General features: G+C 46.5%; 14 protein-coding genes and 2 tRNA genes. 4 read left to right on the forward strand and 12 right to left on the reverse strand.

All coding sequences use genetic code 11. The annotated features are described in order from the left end of the window. Positions 1-1,484: hypothetical protein (locus J7K41_03605; GenBank protein MCD6549764.1), on the reverse strand; the 1,484-nt coding region annotated here is incomplete at its 3' end. Between the two features lie 279 nt (positions 1,485-1,763). On the opposite strand from J7K41_03605, the gene J7K41_03610 reads away from it, so the two are divergent. The 3 genes from J7K41_03610 (at position 1,764) to J7K41_03620 (ending at position 5,379) form a co-directional block, all read left to right on the forward strand. Continuing rightward, positions 1,764-3,917, forward strand: a complete 2,154-nt coding sequence (locus J7K41_03610; GenBank protein MCD6549765.1) for a CDC48 family AAA ATPase — start codon at positions 1,764-1,766, stop codon at positions 3,915-3,917. 31 nt (positions 3,918-3,948) lie between these two features. Continuing rightward, positions 3,949-4,659, forward strand: a complete 711-nt coding sequence (locus tag J7K41_03615) for a site-2 protease family protein (GenBank protein ID MCD6549766.1) — start codon at positions 3,949-3,951, stop codon at positions 4,657-4,659. Between the two features lie 66 nt (positions 4,660-4,725). Then, positions 4,726-5,379 carry a Kae1-associated serine/threonine protein kinase gene (locus J7K41_03620; protein ID MCD6549767.1) on the forward strand — a complete coding sequence of 218 codons (654 nt, stop codon included), beginning with the start codon at positions 4,726-4,728 and terminating at the stop codon, positions 5,377-5,379. Positions 5,380-5,748: 369 nt separating this feature from the next. Here J7K41_03620 and J7K41_03625 read toward each other — a convergent pair whose 3' ends face one another. The 7 genes from J7K41_03625 to J7K41_03655 form a co-directional block, all read right to left on the reverse strand. Next, positions 5,749-6,510, reverse strand: a complete 762-nt coding sequence (locus J7K41_03625; protein MCD6549768.1) for a metallophosphoesterase family protein — start codon at positions 6,508-6,510, stop codon at positions 5,749-5,751. Between the two features lie 343 nt (positions 6,511-6,853). Beyond that, a complete protein-coding gene (locus J7K41_03630; protein MCD6549769.1) occupies positions 6,854-7,357 on the reverse strand; it encodes an adenosine-specific kinase in 504 nt (167 codons plus the stop codon). 172 nt (positions 7,358-7,529) lie between these two features. Continuing rightward, on the reverse strand, positions 7,530-7,823 hold the full coding sequence (locus tag J7K41_03635; protein ID MCD6549770.1) for a hypothetical protein: 294 nt from the start codon (positions 7,821-7,823) through the stop codon (positions 7,530-7,532). Positions 7,824-7,849: 26 nt separating this feature from the next. Continuing rightward, positions 7,850-8,155, reverse strand: coding sequence for a hypothetical protein (locus tag J7K41_03640; protein MCD6549771.1), 306 nt, complete (start codon positions 8,153-8,155; stop codon positions 7,850-7,852). Positions 8,156-8,215: 60 nt separating this feature from the next. Next, a complete protein-coding gene (locus tag J7K41_03645) occupies positions 8,216-8,512 on the reverse strand; it encodes a hypothetical protein (protein MCD6549772.1) in 297 nt (98 codons plus the stop codon). Between the two features lie 82 nt (positions 8,513-8,594). Next, a tRNA-Leu gene (locus tag J7K41_03650) sits at positions 8,595-8,727 on the reverse strand. Between the two features lie 17 nt (positions 8,728-8,744). After that, positions 8,745-8,897 (reverse strand): 50S ribosomal protein L40e, encoded by a 153-nt coding sequence (locus J7K41_03655; protein ID MCD6549773.1) that lies wholly within the window; start codon positions 8,895-8,897, stop codon positions 8,745-8,747. Positions 8,898-9,105: 208 nt separating this feature from the next. Between J7K41_03655 and J7K41_03660 the strand changes: the two genes are divergently transcribed. Continuing rightward, positions 9,106-9,220: transfer RNA gene (locus J7K41_03660), tRNA-Thr, on the forward strand. Positions 9,221-9,289: 69 nt separating this feature from the next. Here J7K41_03660 and J7K41_03665 read toward each other — a convergent pair. The 4 genes from J7K41_03665 to J7K41_03680 form a co-directional block, all read right to left on the reverse strand. Further along, the gene (locus J7K41_03665; GenBank protein ID MCD6549774.1) at positions 9,290-11,173 is read right to left on the reverse strand and encodes a hypothetical protein; all 1,884 of its coding nucleotides are present in this window, start codon (positions 11,171-11,173) and stop codon (positions 9,290-9,292) included. Positions 11,174-11,185: 12 nt separating this feature from the next. After that, entirely contained in the window at positions 11,186-11,731 is a 546-nt protein-coding gene (locus J7K41_03670; GenBank protein MCD6549775.1) for a 50S ribosomal protein L16, read from the reverse strand. Between the two features lie 121 nt (positions 11,732-11,852). Continuing rightward, the gene (locus J7K41_03675) at positions 11,853-14,327 is read right to left on the reverse strand and encodes a carboxypeptidase regulatory-like domain-containing protein (GenBank protein ID MCD6549776.1); all 2,475 of its coding nucleotides are present in this window, start codon (positions 14,325-14,327) and stop codon (positions 11,853-11,855) included. Between the two features lie 27 nt (positions 14,328-14,354). Beyond that, positions 14,355-15,519: carboxypeptidase regulatory-like domain-containing protein (locus J7K41_03680; protein ID MCD6549777.1), on the reverse strand; the 1,165-nt coding region annotated here is incomplete at its 5' end.

Raw genomic sequence — 15,519 nt, forward strand, 5'->3', positions numbered from 1 at the left:
AACACATTGATTATGATATCCCAGGAAACACCTTCATTCCTAAGTTCTCTGTAAAGGATACCGTCCAGTTCGTACTCAGTACACAACAATTGGATAAGATGCATGTCCCCAGTTTTTATGACCCATCTTACCACATCTTCAACATCGCAACCGGTCCGTAGAGCTTCGGCGATAAAATCGTGCAATATTATGCCGTAAGGTATTCCCGCCTCTGACGCATCGGTTAACAGTTTAACTTTATCGGTATAAACATGGTATCCCAACCTGACAGCAAACGTCTCGCTGTAATGCCTGGCGAACAGGTTCAAACCGAAACTGCCTTTACCTTTGTTGACGAACAGAGAAAGGACCTCTCTTGCTCCGGCGTGTGAAACGTATTTCACAAAATTCTTCTCGATCATCCGTCTGGCAATCCTCCTCGCGTCTCTGGACACCCTCTCCACCGGGACGTGAACCGTATTCGTATGTCTAACCTCTACAACACCCAACTTTCTAAACTCGTGTTTGCTTAACACATTTTCATCGGTAATCTCCAGTGGTCCAGAACCGGTTAATCCAGATCTGGACGAGAGAACAGAATAACGTTGTCTGGCGTACGGATGCAACCTGAGGATATAATCGACCTCCGCTGGCTTTTCAGCCAATGCCTGCAATCGGTTGAGCGTTTCTACTCCGTACTTCTCAAGTATGGACCTTTCAAACGTGGGGAGTGTTACCGGAGAAGAACCGGTTTTACTGTAATACAGATAGGAATATTCCGTAAGCTCTTCATCGGTCAACAGACCGTTAAATCTCAGTATACTGAGAGCGGTGAACCTGTCCCAATTCTGGAAAACCATGAACCGCACCTTATCCAAATCGTCATACACGGATGTGAGATAATAGACCAGGAGATGACCGTAGTTCCATCTCTTTGCAAACTCGATTAACCATCGTTCACCTTTCTTTTCCATATACGGTTTGAATATGTTGAGGACCTTGATACCGAATTCGCGTACCGACGCAAGCGGTATGGAATCCAGTTGTTTCAAGAGTTGATACTCATCTTTTTCTTCATCGGTAGCGATCCCGGCACGGTTCACAATCTCCAACCATTTTCTTCCGTCCACCCTATGTCTCACAACGGACTCTACGATCGTCCTGGTTTCAGATTCTTCAAACCCCACGTAATTGAGAAACCTACCTATGTTTACAGTGACGCGCGGATCTTCAAGGTCTAGCATAATATTAATTATACTGTCTGCAAACCTTCTCACATACTCTTCGTTGTAGAATTCGCGAAGAATCACGAACATCAGGAACGCAGGTTTTTCAGATGACCCTGGATAATACCGCGACAATTCGTTATGGATAACCTTTACTGCGCTTGGGTCGATTTTGCTGACACCAATCCCTTTCAATCTTTCGATAACCCTGCGGATGATCTGTTCATCGGTACTGATCGGTTTTACCGTGTATTCAACATTCTGTTTTTGCAGGGTCATATGATATATTGTGTGTTTTTATGTATATAAAAATAACTGGTAGGAAAACAAACACGGAAATGAACGATTTACAGATGAGAAAGGGATATATGAGAATGAGGGACGAGTTCGGAATATAGGTCGGTAGAAAACCTAATTCTCCATACCGAGTTACTCAGGATTTATTCATAATCGCATGAAAAAAGGAGAGATAATCAGATAATATTAAAAAAGGAACCATCAATCAATTTAACCAGGATCTGCAGTTTGATACGTATCTGGGAATCAAAGGTGATTTTTATGACTTCAGAATCCGTCATTCTCAAGGTTGCCGAAGCGTTAAGAACCGACGTGGGAAGGAACATCGTGAGAATAGATTCGCAGGCCCGTGAAAAACTCGATGTGACAAGCGGTGACATCGTAGAGATCAAAGGGAAGAAGAGCACCGCTGCAATGGTATGGCAGGCACGGCCGCAAGATGAAGGACTGGGAATAATAAGGATGGACGGTTACATAAGACAGAATGCAGGTGTAGCCATCGGTGATAAAGTAACCGTACGGAAGGCGACAGTTAAACCCGCTAAAAAGGTCATTCTTGCACCTATGCAACCGATCAAATATTCGCCCGGATTCGATGAATACGTGAAGAAGAAATTGATCGGCAGAGCGTTGGTAAGGGGTGATACGGTTTTCATCGGCGTGTTCGGAACATCCTTTCCCCTTGTTGCGGGAGTGGTTCAACCGAACGGTATAGTCATGATCAACGAAAAAACCGATGTCATCCTTAAATCAGAACCGATACAAACGTTAGCGATACCTCAGGTCACCTACGAAGACATCGGCGGGTTACATGAAGCCATTCAAAAGATCCGCGAGATGGTGGAACTACCGTTACGTCATCCGGAACTGTTCGAACGGTTGGGCATAGAACCGCCGAAGGGTGTTCTGTTGCACGGTCCGCCTGGAACCGGTAAGACGTTGCTGGTTAAGGCGGTTGCCAACGAATCCGATGCGCATTTCATACCGATTGCAGGACCGGAACTGGTGAGCAAATTTGTCGGTGAAAGCGAACAACGGCTTAGGGAGATCTTCAAAGAAGCCGAGGAAAACGCGCCGTCAATAATCTTCATGGACGAACTCGACGCCATCGCACCGAAACGCGAAGAGGTCACTGGAGAAGTCGAGAAAAGGATGGTCTCTCAACTGTTATCGCTCATGGACGGTCTGAAAAGCAGGGGTCAAGTGATAGTTATCGGAGCGACTAACAGACCAAACGCGATCGACCCAGCCCTCCGAAGACCGGGACGGTTCGATAGAGAGATAGAGATCGGTGTACCTGACAGTAAAGACCGTAAGGAAATATTACAGATACATACGCGGAACATGCCATTAGCGGAAGACGTTGATCTGGAAGAACTTGCCCATGTCACCCACGGGTACACCGGAGCAGACCTCGCCTCCCTGGTCAAGGAAGCCGCGATGCGTGCATTAAGGGAGGTCCTACCGAAGATCGATTTGGAAAAGGATTACATACCGAACGAGGTTCTGGAAAACCTCAAGGTTACACGGAAGAACTTCTTCGAAGCATTGAAGGATATTCAACCGTCTGCTCTTAGAGAGGTGTTCATAGAAACCCCGAACGTGAAATGGGAAGATATCGGCGACCTTGAGAACGCTAAGAAAGAACTTAAAGAGGCGGTCGAACTACCGATCAATCATCCGGAAGTGTTCGAAAGGATGGGGATCAGAAGGATAAAAGGTATCCTACTTATCGGGTTCCCGGGAACAGGTAAAACGCTTCTCGCTAAAGCGGTTGCAACGGAAACCGAAGCCAACTTCATATCCGTGAAAGGTCCGGAAGTGCTGAGCAAATGGGTCGGTGAAAGCGAAAAAACGCTCCGTGAGATATTCAGAAAGGCGAGGATGGCTGCACCGTGTGTTGTCTTCATCGATGAGATAGACGCCATCGCACCGCGTAGGGGGCTCGGAGCAGACAGTTCTATGGTTACCGAAAGATTGGTTGACACATTGCTCACTGAGATGGACGGGTTACAATCGTTCAAAGATGTCATAGTCATAGCCGCCACCAACAGACCTGACATACTGGACCCTGCACTTCTACGCCCCGGACGGTTCGACAAAGTCATCGAGATACCGATGCCCAACGAAGAAGCCCGTCTCAAGATACTCCAAGTCCACACAAAACGTATGCCTCTTGCCAAAGATGTTGACCTCAAAAAGCTTGCCAAGGTTACCGAAGGGTACAGCGGAGCCGACCTCGAGAACCTGTGCAGGGAAGCTGGTATGGAAGCCATAAGGGAGAACATCAATGCCAAGGTTGTGACCATGGAACATTTCAGAAGAGCTATGAACAATGTGAAACCGTCCCTGCGGAAGGAGTTCACGGAAAGGATGGAGCGGTTCAAAGAAAGCGCTGCCACGATGTACGGATAACGTGTTTCGGAAAAAACGGGGTGATGGATAGGTGAGGATTTGGTTGTATTTTACAGGTGAGGAGGTCAAAGAAATCGTGTTCTCGGTGTTATCGATAGCGTTAGCGTTATCCCTGGCGTTGAGCGGTGATGATATCGGATCCAGATTGATGCCGGACCCGCATACGTTTGCCTACAACTTTGCCCTTATCCTGCTCGTGATAGCACCCGCCTTCGTGTTACATGAGATGGCTCACAAATTTGTGGCGATACATTACGGATGCAGGGCTCGGTTCAAGGCATGGTGGTTCGGAATAGGACTGATGTTCGTGTTTGCGATAGGTATGGGGTTCGTGTTTGCGGCTCCGGGTGCCGTGTACATATTCGCTCCCTACCTGACCAGACGGGAGAACGGAATAATATCGGCAAGCGGTCCGCTCACGAACATAGCACTATCCATTATATCTCTGGCCTTATTAATCGGTATGATAACAGCCGGTGTTACGGAAGGGTTCTGGTTCCAAGCGGCACAGTTTTCAACGTTGATCAACGCGTTCCTTGCAGGGTTTAACATGGTCCCCATGTATCCGTTAGACGGTAGCAAAGTTATGTACTGGAACATCAAGGTATGGTTGGCGATACTGATCACAGCATTGGCGATACTGTTCATCACGGTGCCCGAGGCGGCAACGTTTGTATTGAGTTTAGTCGTGTTCGGTTTACTTCTGCAGCTCCTGTTCTCAAGAACCCGGATCCTTATATGATTGGAAAAATGTGTAACAAAAATGTGTAACACACGTAATAACGAAAGTCTAGGGTGTGCGTAAACTATGACGACGCAAGACATGAAAATTATAGGTATGGGTGCCGAAGCGATCGTGTATGCAGGGGAACGGTTCGGGTTACCGGTCATCGTTAAACACAGAATTCGGAAGGATTACCGTGAACCTGCCCTTGATAAAAGGTTGAGAACGGAACGCACAAGACGCGAGGTATCGTTAATGGTACGGGCAAAGAAATGCAATGTCCTGTGCCCGGTGATCGTTGATGTTGAACCATACAAGATCATCATGACCGAATTGAAAGGTAGGATGTTGCATACGGTTAAACGGATGAAAAAGGAGTTCGTTGTTGAAGCCGCGCGAATACTCGCGCGGCTTCACGAAAAGAACATCGTACACGGCGATTTCACGCCCGCCAACTTGATGATAGTCAGAAGGAAAGGTCGGCGGATGTTAGCAGTGATAGACTTCGGGTTGGGATTCTTCTCCCAAAGGGTCGAAGACAAGGCGATGGATGTCCTGACCATGAAGAAGGCTCTTGACAGCGGTTGGCCGAAAAGAATCAGACAGAACGATGAAAAAGGGTACTTATCTTTGGGTGAACTGTTTGTAAGGGAATACGCGAAACAGAGTGGCCAGGGGAGTGAGATCGAGGACAGGGTGAAACTGATTGAAAGCAGGGTAAGGTATGCCGAAAGATAGCCAGCAGTGAAAGTTGGCAGTTGCACTGAATAGTGAATCGTGCGCCTTTCCGATGCCTCTGAATGTTGAGATGATGTAAAAAGAGATGTATAAGATGGTTTGTTATGAGGGTTTGTTATCTTAGGGATACGGGAAATGAACGAGTAGGGGCATGACGTATGAAACGATAAAATTTTCGGAAATAAGTATGGACAGACGAAAAAAGCGAAGTAAAAAGTAATGTAAGAAGTGGAATATAAGGGTATGAAAATGAGAAGGTAAGGTTCGGTTGATAGTTCGGGGTAGTTCGATAGAAAACTTATAACCCTCCTCATCGAATTAATCGGAATTTATTCACAAGCGCGCACCTTTGCAAATCCTTATAAAAACTTAGGACCCTGAACGCAATCTTTCCGCCAATCCTATAGGCAGGCCTTTCTTCCTAACCTCTGTCTCGACTGCGTCGATATCAAACCTGAAACGAACGTTCTTCACCTTAACCTTCTTAAGCAGAGACATCTTCTCTTTAACACGCAGACCTTCCCAATCTTCAACCAGCACATGATACACATCATCCGGAACATCGATAACCGCATACGACCCCAAAGGTACACCGTCTCTCGGTTGACCTATGCTCCCTGGGTTGACTACCAAACGACCGCCTATTACTGCCGAATAAGGCTGATGCGTGTGACCGTAGAAGAAGAAAGGACTGTTCACCTGTGATAGGGTCGAGTTATCGACGGTAAACAGATACTGAAACAGCGGGTCTGCCGGTCCGCCGTGCACGAGGGCGGCGCAGCCGCCCTCGTGCCGAACAGGAAGGTTCTGCAAAAACCGTACACTTTCTTCGTTTATCACGGTTCTGGTGTATTCCAGAGCTTCGGCAGCGGCAGGATTGAATCTTGACAACGGTAATGTAGAATGAACGACGTAGTAATCATGGTTACCCATCACACCGATAAACCGTTTCGCACGGATGCTCATCTCTTTGACCGATTCAACCGTTTCGTTGGGCCAAGGATAATAACCTACGAGATCGCCGATAAAATAAACGGTATCGAATGTATCTAGTTCATCCTCCACACTATCTATAAAGGAGTTCAAAGCGGGCATGTTCGCATGAACATCCGAGAAGAGCAGAAAACGCATCCCATCTACCTAAATTTTACAATTCGCCCTTCCTACGTTTAAGTTTGCGTTTGAGTCTACGCCTTCTCTTCTTTATCCATTTCCAACGCATCCGACCCTTTTTCTTCCATTTTCTAGGTCGTGCTCCCAAACCAACACCTCTCAAAACGTCAATCTTGACAACCTAACAACAAGACAAACAAGAATAATGTACAGAAAACCTTTTAAAACTACCTAACCGAACATCTTTCCGACACACTCGTAAATTCTGCCGACAGATGCGGTATGCCACGTGTTCCGCGAACGCAAACAAACGCAAAACACGGGTTAAAAAAGGAACAGGTTTAAAAAGGATGGAAGAATTTCAGAATTTGTACCCTATCTTACGAAGGAATTTGTGACGTTCCTTTTTCTTGGTCTCGTCCTCCACACCGACAGTCGGTTGACCGTCAACTATGCCCAATATCGTTCTTCCCAAAGATGTTTCGCCAACAATCACATGCAACGGATTCTGCGAAGCGCATTCTATACTGCACACTTCCCGTACCTGTTTAAGAGCGTTGAGTATATTTATCGGGTACATCCCGTCCAACACAAGGAAGAAGTAGTGACCAGCATTAACCTTTCTAGCCATCTCAACCGCAAGGTTAACGAGTTTCTCATCGTTACCTTCAAACCGTACCAGTCTATCAGCCGAAGCCTCACAAAAGGCCAGTCCAAACTTTCCCTTAGGGTTGGTGTTAACGATCGCTTCGTATATGTCTTCCACGGTCTTGATGAAATGACTTCTCCCGATGATTACATTGTATCCGGTATCTATCGAAATAACTTCGGTTTTTATCTTTGTCTGACCCAAGGATTCGATCATAACCACACACCCCACACATATCGTTTCATACACTCGTTAACGAGAACGTTCAGCACTCAAGACCGTCATCATCCCTTCGGAATATCACCGAAGATCAGCCCATCCGATGCTCATCATATAAGGATATATTGGTCCTGATTTGTATTTAAATTTTTATCATCGAACGATTTTATCATCGGACTGGTTGACCGGATGGTTCAAGGTCTTCAGACAACTGTTCGACAGATTGTTTGCACTTAAGCAGTCTTCTGCGAAGTGTACGAAGGTAATCGTTGACCATACACTCAGCAACGCGTCTGATGTAAGGGTCGGACGAATTCCATCGGGCCCACTCTATCACTCCGTAGAACCCTTTTCTTTTAGCATACCTCAGCACTCTGACGGCTTCGTCCCTATCTTCGCACAGGATTCTGTGTTTTAGATACGACGTGGCAGAACGTCTGTTTTTACCGATGGTTCCTTCCATCCTGGAGATCACCTTTTGAACAGGGTTTAACCGAAGATGGCACCGAACCCCTGTTCAGCAGAAGATTCCTCGCTCTTAATACGTTCTATCACAGGTCTTGCCTTATCTTCAGGGACCGGCACAGCAACATCTTTTAACCGTTCGTCCGCCTTCCGTATAAACTCTTCGTTTGCAGAGATGTAGAGCAACATCTTACCTTCGAACCCGTAATCCTTACCGTCTTTCAAGGTATAGCCGACAACCGCAAAACTATCCTTATCATAAGGATTCTCGTTAAGTATCTGCTCAAGTTTGGTTTTGTTCGCTTTATCACACTCGTACAATCTATCCATAATGTTCACCTCTCACACCGAACCGGTACAAACATCTAAATGGAAAAGATAAAGGTTCTGTTAACTCTCTTTCACACCCGCCAATGCCATGATAAACCCGAGAAAGATCACCAGCAGGGGTAACAACGTCGTTGGAAGCGCAACCGCTTTTATAGATGTTAGGAACCAGATGATACCGACCGCTGCGAGAAACAGTCCTGCCAAGGTTATCTCACGTCTCCAATACTCAATGTCCAACGTGAACGACATTTTCTTGGTTTCCTCTCTCGTCACTTTCTTACCGGTCTTACGTTTTTTAACAGGTTTTCTTTTGGTAGTTGTTTTCGTCTTCTTTTTCGTTTTCTTCTTTGTAACCATCCCACATCACCGTATTTATCTCAAACGTTTCTTTTATATTCTTTTCGATACATGTTCCTCATGCCTGTTAATAAGAGATATATGCGGGGGCAGGGATCACCGACCCCGGCTACACCGAGCAGAGGTTTTCGAACCCTGGCAGGCCTAAGCCACAGGATTACCTAAGATGACAGTTCTTAAGTCCTGCCCGTTTGACCAGGCTCCGGCACCCCCGCAAAAAATAGATGACCGATTACTTCTTAGCATGACGCTCTTTGCGTTTAGGTCTCAGGTATTTATAACCGCATTTTCGGCAACGTTTTGCACCGCGTTTATTACGAGCCTTACATTTCCGACATATCCATATCTCTGCAAGCTCGTGGTCAGCTTCAGGAAACTTTCCCATCTTCTCCACCTCATCTTTGTTTATAAATCCTGTTCAAATTTTTTCATTTAAATTTTCCGTTTGTTTTTGTTTGTTTTTATTTGTTTTTTTATTTGTTTATTTTAATTTTGTTTTTTATTGTTTCTCGATTTAATTTTGATTTAATTTGTTATGTTTTGTTATGAATGATTACTTATAAAAACATTTTGTTCATAAAAAATAAACACATGCCTCGGTAGCTCAACGGTAGAGCGGCCGCCTTGTAACATTTTTTGCAGACATCATAACTGAGGTCTGGTCTGCAAGCAAGCGGCAGGTTGAGGGTTCGAATCCCTCCCGAGGCTCTTCTTATCAGTAACGCTATTTTGACAGTTGTCAACAAACGGGTTTATCCAAAAGGCTTCTATCTAAGATCATTTTTTGCCCGTCTTTTTCTTTTTAGGTCGTTTTTGTTTAGTTTTCTCCTTGGCAGACTTTTTCGTTTTTGAAGATTTAGGTTTTTGTTTTGATTTTGCGGACTTACTCTTGACAGGTTTGGCTTTGGTTTTGGCAACCGGTTTTTCAATCTTCTCCTTTGACGGCGTAACCTGTTCCGGCTCGACTTCGAGTTCGCCCTTACCGAGTTGTTCAACGGTTTGAGCAATCTTCTTCCGTTCCTCGGTTTCGATCAGAACCTCGTTGGCAAGTTCTTTACCTTTGCCGGATATCTCTTCCACTTCCCTGATAACCTCTTCCGGTTGTTTAGCCTCTATGTTCTCCATCCCCTCCTCAAACGCTTTAACGATCTCCTTACTGTATTCGATCAATTCCTGAAGTTTCTGTTTAGCCTTCTCTATTCTTTCATCTATATTCTTCTCGTGTTCTTCAGCCTGCGAAAACTCGAACTCGTAACTCTTAGCCATAGATTCAAGGTCTGCAAGATACCGTTTCACAAAATTTGCTTCCATAGCCTCTCTAAGTTTATCGTACTCTTCTTCATTGGCACGTATCTGTTCCTTAAACTCTTTGATCACTTCTTCAAACCTCTGTTGATGCAGTTTAACCCATTCTTCGACCTCACCGATCTTGAGAAGTTCGTTATCGAGTTGTTTCAACCGTTCCTTCTGTTTATCTATCAACTCGTTAACCAGAGCAACCTTTTCTGACGCTTTTGTTTCCAACTCGTCCAACTCTTTGAGTGACGATTGCAACTCGTTCAACCTCTGCTGTTCCTGTCTGATACGTTCTTCCACCTCATTAATCTGCTGCGAAATCTCGGATTTAATGGAATTGATCCTGTTGAGTAACGCGCTCATTTCAGCAACATGAGACGCGCCTTGGGAGATATGTTCTCTAGCCAGTTCCATCTCCTCATGGGTTTTGCGTTCAAGTTCTGCCAACACGTTCAAATAATCGTTGATCGTAATCTTGGTCTCCTCAAAAGCCGAATCAACAGCTTTCTCTATCTCCTGCATTTCCAACTGTTGCCTATCAACCTGTTCGATCATTGCCGGTATTGCCATCGCCCTCTTCTGTAACTCCAGAATCTGTTGCTCTTTCTCGGCTATCTTTTCTGCAAGCGTGTTCAACTCCGTTTCGAACCGTTTCTCAAGAGGTTGATATACCTCCCTCAATAGTTTCTGTTTCTCCAGTTTAAGACGGTCCAACTCTTCGCGCGTCTTGTTTATCTCACCCATTATCTCTTCCATCTTCTTGGTGTACCTTTCGAGTCTGGTTGGTTTCTTACCAGATTCGGTCACCGCACCCGCAACTTCTTCAGCAACCTTTTTCAAAGGTTTTACTCCCTTCTTAACAGGTTTCGGGGTCGGGACGGATACCTCTTTGACAGGTGGAAGCTCTCTGTATTCCTCCACTCGTATGGGTACCTTAACAGCAAACTTCTCAGTAACCTTCTCCGCTTCAGGCGGTTTCTTTCCCGGTTCCTTCGGCGGAACAACCTTCTCTTCCTTCTCTTTGACCTCCTCCTTTTTTCCTTCAACTTCTTCCTTCTTTTCAGAAACCGGTTTCTTGATAATCTTAGGAACAATCTTACCCATCTCTATTTCAGGAGGCAGACCCGTTCCGGCTTCCGGTTTAATCTCGACCTCTTCTGTTTCGCCCAACCATTTAACATAGATCTTAGTAAGATGATATTTTATCTCGATCAATCCTTCCTCCTCGAGGATAGGCAACCATTGTTCAAGCACTGAGATAGGTAACCCTGACTCCTGAGACAACTGAACTAAAGAGAGTTCGCGTTTTTGTTTAAGGATGTTAATCAGTTTATCGATATCTGTGGATATTACGGATTTACCCATTCATCCACCTTTTCAAGCATTCTTTTCTTCAGAAGTTATCTGTTCTATCTCGACACCGTACCTACCGGAAAGTTTGCATCTGGCCCTGCGATACGCCTCAAGAACGTGGTTGACATTCTTTGAATACGTTCTGACAACGAACAACGTCTGCCCCTTCTTAAGCCTTGCCGCACGGTCGGTAGGCCTACCGAAAGCCTTCTTCATACCAGAGGAAAGTCTATCTGCGCCTGCGCCTGTGAGCATCCGATGTTCCCGTAGTATGATATGCGGATAAGGCAGTATCTTGAACTTATAGTTATCCTTTGCCACACGTTGCATGTACTTATGCACAGCCAACCGGGCACTTTCCAAAGCACCGTCCCTGAGTTGGATCGGAACCTTGCTCACAAGTTTAACTACTACATCATAATCATCTCTATCAACACCCATGTCCATATGATACAGGTTAGTATGCGGCCGCGCTTTCACATACGATTTTCTAGGCTTTTTCTTAGACCATCTGGTCCAGGCAGGTTTATCAACGTCTCTGCATGTTCTGGCAGGTCTCAAACTCGCCATACAAAACACCTCTCCTTCCTGATTATCTTAGAGTTTTATATAACAGAACTCTTTTAAATTGTTTCTGTCAACCGCAATACATTCGATACATTACACGACGGATCCGTCAGACCAGATGTTATTACCTTTTTCTTTTACTTCTCGAACGTTTTGTCCTTTTGCTCTCAGTCTTCTTCGCTGTCTCCCCACTCTTCTCTGCAGTCTCAGGTTTTTCTTCAGAGGCATGTTCAGGAACCTCGTTCTGCCGTTCGCCCCCTTCAGCGGTATGACCCTTATCGGGTAACGTACGCATCAACGAAGATACAAAATACAACACCACAACAACCGCTATCACAACACCGATCACAACGACAACAGGCAGATTGCTTGTCAGACCTGAGGTTAACCCGGACAACATGTTAACGAATGCGTTCTCAGAGGTGCCGTTCTCGGTCTCGTTGTAAGAAACGTTGATCTCATGATGTTCGCTCGGCAGATTAATCGATACATGTTCTATAACGTTTACAGATGCCTCCTTTATCAGCACTGCATCTTCGACAGAGAACCTGTACAGACCCGAACTACCGGGTATGAACGTCGCCGAACCGTTATCATCCGTGACAAGGGTAAACGTGTGACCTGTAGGAGGAATGACAACGATCGTCTTTTTGGGCACAGGTTCGCCGGATTCTGTTGTCAAACGCACAGTTACGTTATCACCTACGTACGCATATTTCGGCACGGTCAGGTTGAACATGGGCACTATCGACACACCTTCGGACTCTAAAGGATACACCCTTACCTTAAACTCGTCGATGTCCGCATTCTCTGTTACCTTGTACTTGATCTCCACAGTGTCGCCCTTCCGTACACCGTTTTCGAATCGCCAAACCAAAGTCAACGGGTCGTTGAGTATAGCGTCGGGTGCGTTCTTGACAAACTTCAACCGGTCCGCAGAGGTACCGGACGGAGGATACTCGCGAAGCTCGAACCCTTCTGTATCGCAATCGCTGGTAACTTCCAATGTTATTACTGTTTCAGAACCGGGTTCTACCGTTCTACGGACATAAACATTACAACCACTGACGACAAACTGCACCTCCATCTCTTCCGCATGGGAAACACCGCCTGAAGACCCAGAGGTGCCAGAACCTACCGAATAGGAACCGCCACCAGACGAGCCCGAACCACCGCCGCCTGAGCCGCCTGAACCACCACCAGAACTGGATTCGGACAACGTGAAATTAACCTCAACCGTGCTACCCGGATTGACCGTAACGGTCTGTGTTTCCGTGTTGTAACCGCTTCTGCTTGCACGTACCGTCTGACTACCTGAAGGGACGTTCACAAGGATATAGTATCCTGAGGAGTTGGTAGTGTTAGAAACACCGCCGGCACTGACCGTAGCACCGGATATCGGGTTACCGGACGTATCAAACACGTAACCGTTCACTGTCCCATACCCTGAACCAGAAGTCGACCAGATAGTAAAATCGTAACGCAACGGCGACATAAGGACAAGGTTAGTGATACCTGTTGATGAATATCCCGCCGCAGAAACGTTCAAATCAAACATCACTCCTTCGGGCACGTCTGTAACATTGTAAAATCCTGAGGCATCGGTTGTAAAACTCGAACCATAGGAAGTAGTTATCTGGGCTCCGGCGACAGGGTCACCGTTCTCATCGGTCACATAACCGTACATATAAGTGGTTGAAGAAGGTGTCAAAACAATCGTGAACGGCAGTGTAACATGGGTTTGTGTCGGATCAGTAAGGTCGATGTTCACTCCTGAATACGAATACGGGATATACCCGCTCGCGGTTACACGGATCGTATAACTTCCGCTTTGGTCAACCGTTACGTTGAATGCACCCGTCCCGTCAGTAGTAGTAGAATTGATCAACGTGTTACCTATCAACGCTTCAACAACCGCACCTGATATCGGGTCGCCTGTGGAATTTTTCACAGTGCCCGCTATCGAGCCCGAGGCGGCGGCTCCGCCGCCGCCCGATCCGGTAGGATAGAGAACGATCGGTATAGGTATAGACCTATCGGTCTTGGTAGGGTCAGAGTTATCGATCTGGAACGGACCGAACGTAGCGGACTGGTATCCGGGTGCGTTGAAGGATAACGTATAGGTACCGTCAGGAAGTTGCGGTATCTTGAACGTACCGTCCGAAGCAGTAAGGGATTTATAGCAGTAAACGAAATCCAAATCTGCCGTATGCGTGCCGCTGTCATAGCTCTGAACAGTCATGTTGAGATATCCGTTGTAACTTGTCCACAGTTCGATAGCATCCCCGGGGCTCAACGTATAGGTGTTCGTGATAACGCCGGACACGGGATCGTTGTAAGAAATCTGCACATCTACGGTGTTTCCAACCGGGTCATCGGAGACATAGGTAACCGTAAACTCGTAGAATACAGTACTGCTGCTGGGTGTCCAAGAATACGACACTGTATCGCAAGGTAAACCTATGAGGTCAACTTCGGCGTTGGGTATAGGTACGGTTGAATCGTCAACGACCTTACCACTGACCGAACCGGCCGTTAGAACGCTCAGCAGTAATGCAAAGACCAATATTGTCAAGAGCATACTTCGCACAGTATCCATCAAACCACCTTTTTTCCGGGACATACTTTACGAATCCATCACGATATCTACCACGGTAGTGGCACCGGGCTCGACAGCACGGTACGTTATGCAGACGTCCGAATACCCTGCTGCACGGGCACCTACGTCGTACCATCCCGGTATCAGGTCATGCACCGCATACGTTCCGTCGGCTGCCGTAGTCGTAGAAGCCACCGCCGAACCTGTGCAACCGCTACCGCCAGGATAAACGGTTACTGAAGCACCGGAAACCGGATTGGAGAACCAATCGTACACAGTTCCTTCGATACTACCGAACTGAGCAAGGTAGAACGTGAGACTTGTCGACCCGCCACCGACAACGTACTGGTTGTACAACGTTTGCGAAGTGTATCCGGACTTGTTAGCGGTAACATTGTAACTACCTTCAGGAACACCGGCTATTACGAAGTAACCGTCGCTGTTCGTAACGTTCCAGTAATCGGTTCCGTCCACAGATACGTTTGCACCTTCCACAGGGTTACCGAAGGTGTCGCGCACGTAACCGACAAAAGAACCGGTATGCGGAGGCACGTTGAATGTGAACGACACTATGTTACTATGTCCGACACTGTCCGTTACGCTCACGTACAACGTATGCGTACCAGTGTCAAGAGATGGTACGGTTACGTTCCATTCCGCATCAAAATCCGACCACGGACCGGTTTCACTGTCCCACGAGTACAGTGCGGTGAACTCTGATTCGTCAGTAATCTCGAGCACGATAGTGTCACCGGCATCTATATCGCTACCTTCGGCAGGACTGACCAATGTTACCGTCGGTGCATCGGCATCGTATACGATCACATAATCGTACGACACAGAACCTCCATCGACATCGGCAACTTCAACATGCATCGTGTTGACCCCCAGAGACCAAGCACAACTTACCACTTCCGTGGCATCGGTCGAACCGCCCAGGTCAACAGTCGTAGGTGAACCGCCGGGACATGTATAAGTCATGGTAGATAAACCACTCGGATCATGCATCGTTATCTCAACTTCCTGGTCGGGTTCGGTTGTGACAGAACCGTTAACTGGGTCAAAACTCACAGTAGGCAACGTGTTCTCACCGAAGAACGTATATTCAACAACGGTCTCCAACCCTTCATTGTCACGCGCATATACGTAGAGATGGTTTTCATCTGGTAACATCTCCGAATAATCCACTGTG

This window comes from Candidatus Micrarchaeota archaeon (assembly GCA_021163225.1).
Taxonomy (GTDB): Archaea; Micrarchaeota; Micrarchaeia; order Anstonellales; family JAGGXE01; genus JAGGXE01.

What these genes read in the sequence shown, in the direction of transcription:
- J7K41_03610 (MCD6549765.1), top strand. Translation starts at nt 1,764, where the DNA reads ATGACTTCAGAATCCGTCATTCTCAAGGTTGCCGAAGCGTTAAGAACC.
- J7K41_03620 (MCD6549767.1), top strand. Translation starts at nt 4,726, where the DNA reads ATGACGACGCAAGACATGAAAATTATAGGTATGGGTGCCGAAGCGATC.
- J7K41_03625 (MCD6549768.1), bottom strand. Translation starts at nt 6,510, where the DNA reads ATGCGTTTTCTGCTCTTCTCGGATGTTCATGCGAACATGCCCGCTTTG.
- J7K41_03630 (MCD6549769.1), bottom strand. Translation starts at nt 7,357, where the DNA reads ATGATCGAATCCTTGGGTCAGACAAAGATAAAAACCGAAGTTATTTCG.
- J7K41_03635 (MCD6549770.1), bottom strand. Translation starts at nt 7,823, where the DNA reads ATGGAAGGAACCATCGGTAAAAACAGACGTTCTGCCACGTCGTATCTA.
- J7K41_03640 (MCD6549771.1), bottom strand. Translation starts at nt 8,155, where the DNA reads ATGGATAGATTGTACGAGTGTGATAAAGCGAACAAAACCAAACTTGAG.
- J7K41_03645 (MCD6549772.1), bottom strand. Translation starts at nt 8,512, where the DNA reads ATGGTTACAAAGAAGAAAACGAAAAAGAAGACGAAAACAACTACCAAA.
- J7K41_03655 (MCD6549773.1), bottom strand. Translation starts at nt 8,897, where the DNA reads ATGGGAAAGTTTCCTGAAGCTGACCACGAGCTTGCAGAGATATGGATA.
- J7K41_03665 (MCD6549774.1), bottom strand. Translation starts at nt 11,173, where the DNA reads ATGGGTAAATCCGTAATATCCACAGATATCGATAAACTGATTAACATC.
- J7K41_03670 (MCD6549775.1), bottom strand. Translation starts at nt 11,731, where the DNA reads ATGGCGAGTTTGAGACCTGCCAGAACATGCAGAGACGTTGATAAACCT.
- J7K41_03675 (MCD6549776.1), bottom strand. Translation starts at nt 14,327, where the DNA reads ATGGATACTGTGCGAAGTATGCTCTTGACAATATTGGTCTTTGCATTA.